Here is a 4,366-nt window from a genome sequence, read left to right on the forward strand (position 1 = left end):
CGCCCCGCCCTCGGCGGTCACCCACCCCGCCGCACCGGTGCCGGGACGGGTCGCGCTGGCCGCCACCCTCGCCCGGTCGGCCGTCGCCTTCCTCGCGGGACCCGACAGGGAGCGGCTGCGCGCCTGCCACGCGCCGCGCTGTGTCCGGTACTTCATCAAGGAACACCCCCGTCAGGAGTGGTGCAAACCGTCCTGCGGCAACCGGGCCAGGGTCGCCCGTCACCACGAGCGGCACCGCACGTCCGGGCCCAAATGAGGGCAGTGACCCGGCTCCTGTGTAGCGGAGTGAACACGTACCATAGTGGGATGTCCTTTCTCCGCCGCCGCAGCGCCGCCACACCCGCTGGCCCGGACTTCGACGTCCTGGCCATGGACCCGGGTGACTGGCCCGGCAACCTCGGCGCCGGGCTGCTGCCCGCCCCCGACGGCAGCTGTCAGGGCGTGTTCCTGCGCTACGACCTGTTCGGCGGCCGGGGTCCCGCGATGATCATCGGGAATCTGCCGGAGGGCTCCCAGGCCAGGGACATCGAGGAGGGCCAGGTCCCCTTCGAGGTGGCCCAGCTGCTGCTCGCCCTGGAGAACGAGGAGCCGGTCGAGGTGGTCGGCGCCGAGGACATGCCGGTGATGCAGGGCGACAACCTGCTGATCGTGCGCCGCCTCAAGCTCTCGGAAAGCCGTATTTCCTGCGTGCAGTTCGACCGCAGCGACAATGTGCTCGTCACCATCGCCAGCTGGGACCGGCCGATCACCGACGACCTGTACGCCCTGCTGAAGCCCCTGCCCGCCGAGCTGTTCCAGCAGGGCTGAGGAACCCGTCCGGGTTGTCTGCCCGCTGTCCCCCTGCGGAACCGGTCACCATCGCGCAAGATGGATGCACGACCGAGTGAAGGGTCAGTATGGACAGCAACAGTCTGACGCCCGACATCCTGCGCGAACTGCGCACACCGCGCCCCTACCCGGCCGTGTCCCTGACGATGCCCACGCACCGGCGGGAGCCGGGGCACGACCAGGACGCGGTACGGCTGCGTAATCTCCTCGCCGAAGCCGGACAGCGGCTGGAGGCGGACCCACAGGTGTCGAAGGCCGCGAGGCTCGCGGTCAGGCAGCAGCTGACCCGGGCGGTGGCCGAGGTGGATCTGCGCAGTGCCCTCGACGGCCTGCTGATCCTCGCGGACGCCGACGAGTACCGGGTCTGGTACCTGCCGCGTGACGTGCCCGAGCGGGTCGTCCTCAGCGACACCTACGTCACCGAGAATCTGGTGGCCGCCACCGCGCAGTCCCGCCCGTACTGGGTGCTGGGCATCGCTGCCGACCGCGCGACGCTGTGGAGCGGCTCCGGCACCTCCCTGCACGAGCACCTGCACGACGGCTTCCCGATGTCCCCCGAGCCGGAGAGCTGGGACCCCGAGCGGCAGGAACGGATCGGTGACACGCCCAGCACGTTCCAGGACGAGGAGACCCGCCGCTTCCTGCGCTCGGTCGACCAGACGATGGGCGCCGTCCTCGCCCGCAGGCCACGGCCGCTGCATCTGGTCGGGCTCGCGCCCGCGCTCGCCCTGCTGGAACAGGCGGGCGGCGCCGCCACCCACAACGCGGTCGGGCGGCTCGTCAAGGGCGGACTCACCGAAGGCCCCGCGCCCGTCCTGCTGAAGGAACTCCAGCCCGTCGTCGAGGAGTACGCCCGGCGCGAGAAGGAGGAGGTGCTGAGCCGCCTCGACGCGGCCAAGAGCCGCCGCACCTTCGCCGCCGGGCTCGACGAGGTGTGGGAGTCGGTACGGGAGAAGCGGGCCGAGCTGGTCGCCGTCGAGGAGCACCACCAGCTCACCGTCCGGGTCACCGAAGGACATCTGATCCCCGTCGACGCGTCCATGGTCAACAGCCCCGACGTGCGCGAGGACATCGTGGACGAGCTGGTGGAGACCGCGCTGGACGGCGGCGCCGAAGTGGTGTTCCTGCCCGACGAGGAGCTTGCCGGGTACGACGGGATCGCCGCGGTCCTGCGCTACTGACGAAGCCGGGCGCCGCCCCCTCGTGGTGAGGAGGCGGCGCCCGGCCCGGTGCTGTCCCTACCGCCCGGTCAGCCGGCCGGCACCAGCCTTACGTCCGCCGCCTTCACATACGCGACGCGATGGCCGAACTGGATCTCGTAGTACTGCTCCTTGCCGCGCACCACCCGGTGCACGGACGTGTCGAACGTCGGCGAGTAGAAGTACTCGCCCGGCACCTTCCCGCCGGTCACGTACTTCTGTCCGGCGAGGAACGTGTACGGGAAGGCCGCCTGCTCCTGCACCGGGACGCCCGCCGGATACGCGGCGGCCTCCGGGTACGCCCTGCCGTACACCGGCACCTGCGTGAGGCCCGGCCTCGGCGTCACCAGACGCGCCTTCGCCGGCACCGCCGTAGGCTGCCCGGCCGGGTCGTGGAACCAGGCCTTCTGGCCGAGGTACCAGATCGCCGTCCAGTCGCCCGACCGCCCGGCGACCGCGTACTGCTGGCCCGTCGAGGCCCGCGCGCCCACGTCGTTGACGTCGATGGTGGAGTCCTCGCCGCCGGGCCGCAGCCCGGCGTCCTTCACCAGCGGCGCGCTCTCCTGCGGCGCCGTGTGCAGCCGTACCGCCGTCGAACCGTGCGGCGCGCAGGTCTCACCGGCCGTCACGCAGCCGGTGTACGCCGGCTTGTTGGCCGCGAAGTCCGGCCGGATCGTCACCGCCGCGGCCTTGCCGCGCGCCGTCGCCGTGAAGGGCTTGCCGAGCAGGGTGAAGAAGTGCGACCAGTCCCAGTACGGGCCCGGGTCGGTGTGCATCCCGGCGATCGTCGCCGCTGTCGTACCGGGGACGTTGTCATGGCCCAGGATGTGCTGCCGGTCCAGCGGGATGTCGTACTTACGCGACAGGTACCCCACGAGCCGGGCCGAGGCGCGGTACATCTCCTCCGTGAACCAGGCGTCCGGCGTGACCAGGAAACCCTCCTGCTCCACCCCGACCGACTTGGCGTTGACGTACCAGTTGCCCGCGTGCCAGGCCACGTCCTTGGTCGCCACGTGCTGGGCGATGTGCCCGTCCGACGAGCGGACCGAGTAGTGCCAGGACACATACGTCGGGTCCTGGACCAGCTGGAGCGTGGTGGCCCAGTCCGCCTCCGTGTCGTGCAGCACGATCGAGTCGATCTTCTGGGACTTCGGCCGGTCCGCCAGGTCGTGGTTGCCGTAGTCGCCCTCGCCGAACTCCTCGTACGGCGCGGGGATCCACTCGCAGGCGACCGTGCGGGGGCACTCCACAGGACCGGCCGCCGCCTTGCGCAGCCCGAGCCGGGAGACCTGCGCGGTGTCGGGGGCGACCTTCGGGGCCGCGGCCAGTGTCATCCGCTGCCCGCTGTCGGTGGTGCGCTGCTCGCCGTCGCGGATCACGGCGAACACGTCGTTCGCGTAACCGGCTGCCGTCGCCGAGTCGTCGGCGCCGGAGAACCGGGCCACCGCCCCGTACCAGTCGGCCGGGTCGCCGCCCAGCGGCTTGCCCAGCTCCCGCTGCGCCGCCGCGAGCAGCGCCGCGCCGCCCTTGATGTTGGCCGCGGGGCTCTCCCGCAGCTCCTCGGCCGGCTGTCCGCTGAGCTTCGCCGCCCGGTCCAGGGTGCGCAGCCGCGCGGGCAGTTGGGAGGCCTTGGGCAGGGCGGCGGTGGCGGGTGCGGCGACCTTGGCCGCCCTGGACGTGTCACCGCGCGCGTCCTCGGTGTCTGGCTGCTGCTGTCGCGGCGCGTCGGCGAGCGCCGTGGCGGCGTCGGTCAGATGCATGGGACCGTAGCCGCCGCTGACGCTGGGCGCCCCGCCGTGCGTGTCCCAGCGGGACTGCAGGTACGAGACGGCGAGCAGCACGCTGCCCGGCACCCGGTACTGCGAAGCGGCGGCGGCGAAGTCGCGTTGCAACGCGTCGGACGCCGGCCGCTCGGCGGTCGCGGAGGGTGCGGCCGAGACCAGTGGCAGCAGCAGGGCGGCCGCTGCCACCACACCCCCCGCCCTGAGCAGATGCCGGTGGGCCGGTCGCGAGAGTGGGGGGAAGGAACGGGGCAATGCAGCCTCCAGTGACGGGTGAAGCGCGAACCGCGGGGCCGTACTCGCCTACAGAGGTATCGGCTCTCGAACGATCCGTCAATCAGCCGCCCCGGCGACGACTTCGCACGTCAGCGCGCGTGTCGCGGAGTTTCGTCACGGCAGTGTCCGGGCCTGCGGCGCGTCAGTGGATTAGCCCAATGACGCCCACCCGGCCCGGTCCGAGGGCCGCGCGCCCCGTGTGTCGGCACGGGGCGAACACCCTCCCCGGACGCGCCTGCCCGGCGCGTCCGGCGGCTCGCCGGACGGCTCAGCGGGTACCGA

4 protein-coding genes are annotated in these 4,366 nt (G+C 72.2%); 3 read left to right on the forward strand and 1 reads right to left on the reverse strand.

The window, feature by feature from the left end; translation table 11 throughout:
* The 3 genes from HY68_RS45750 to HY68_RS32260 all read left to right on the forward strand — a co-directional run.
* The coding region (locus HY68_RS45750) for a CGNR zinc finger domain-containing protein (RefSeq protein WP_241778831.1) at positions 1-256 on the forward strand (256 nt) is incomplete at its 5' end.
* Positions 257-306: 50 nt separating this feature from the next.
* The gene (locus HY68_RS32255) at positions 307-807 is read left to right on the forward strand and encodes a hypothetical protein (protein WP_041998487.1); all 501 of its coding nucleotides are present in this window, start codon (positions 307-309) and stop codon (positions 805-807) included.
* A gap of 89 nt (positions 808-896) precedes the next feature.
* On the forward strand, positions 897-2,009 hold the full coding sequence (locus HY68_RS32260) for a chemotaxis protein (protein WP_041998490.1): 1,113 nt from the start codon (positions 897-899) through the stop codon (positions 2,007-2,009).
* A gap of 68 nt (positions 2,010-2,077) precedes the next feature.
* Here HY68_RS32260 and HY68_RS32265 read toward each other — a convergent pair whose 3' ends face one another.
* Entirely contained in the window at positions 2,078-4,018 is a 1,941-nt protein-coding gene (locus tag HY68_RS32265) for an N-acetylmuramoyl-L-alanine amidase (RefSeq protein WP_042000444.1), read from the reverse strand.
* Between the last annotated feature and the right edge of the window lie 348 nt (positions 4,019-4,366).

This window comes from Streptomyces sp. AcH 505 (genome assembly GCF_000818175.1).
In the GTDB taxonomy this organism is placed as follows: Bacteria; Actinomycetota; Actinomycetes; order Streptomycetales; family Streptomycetaceae; genus Streptomyces.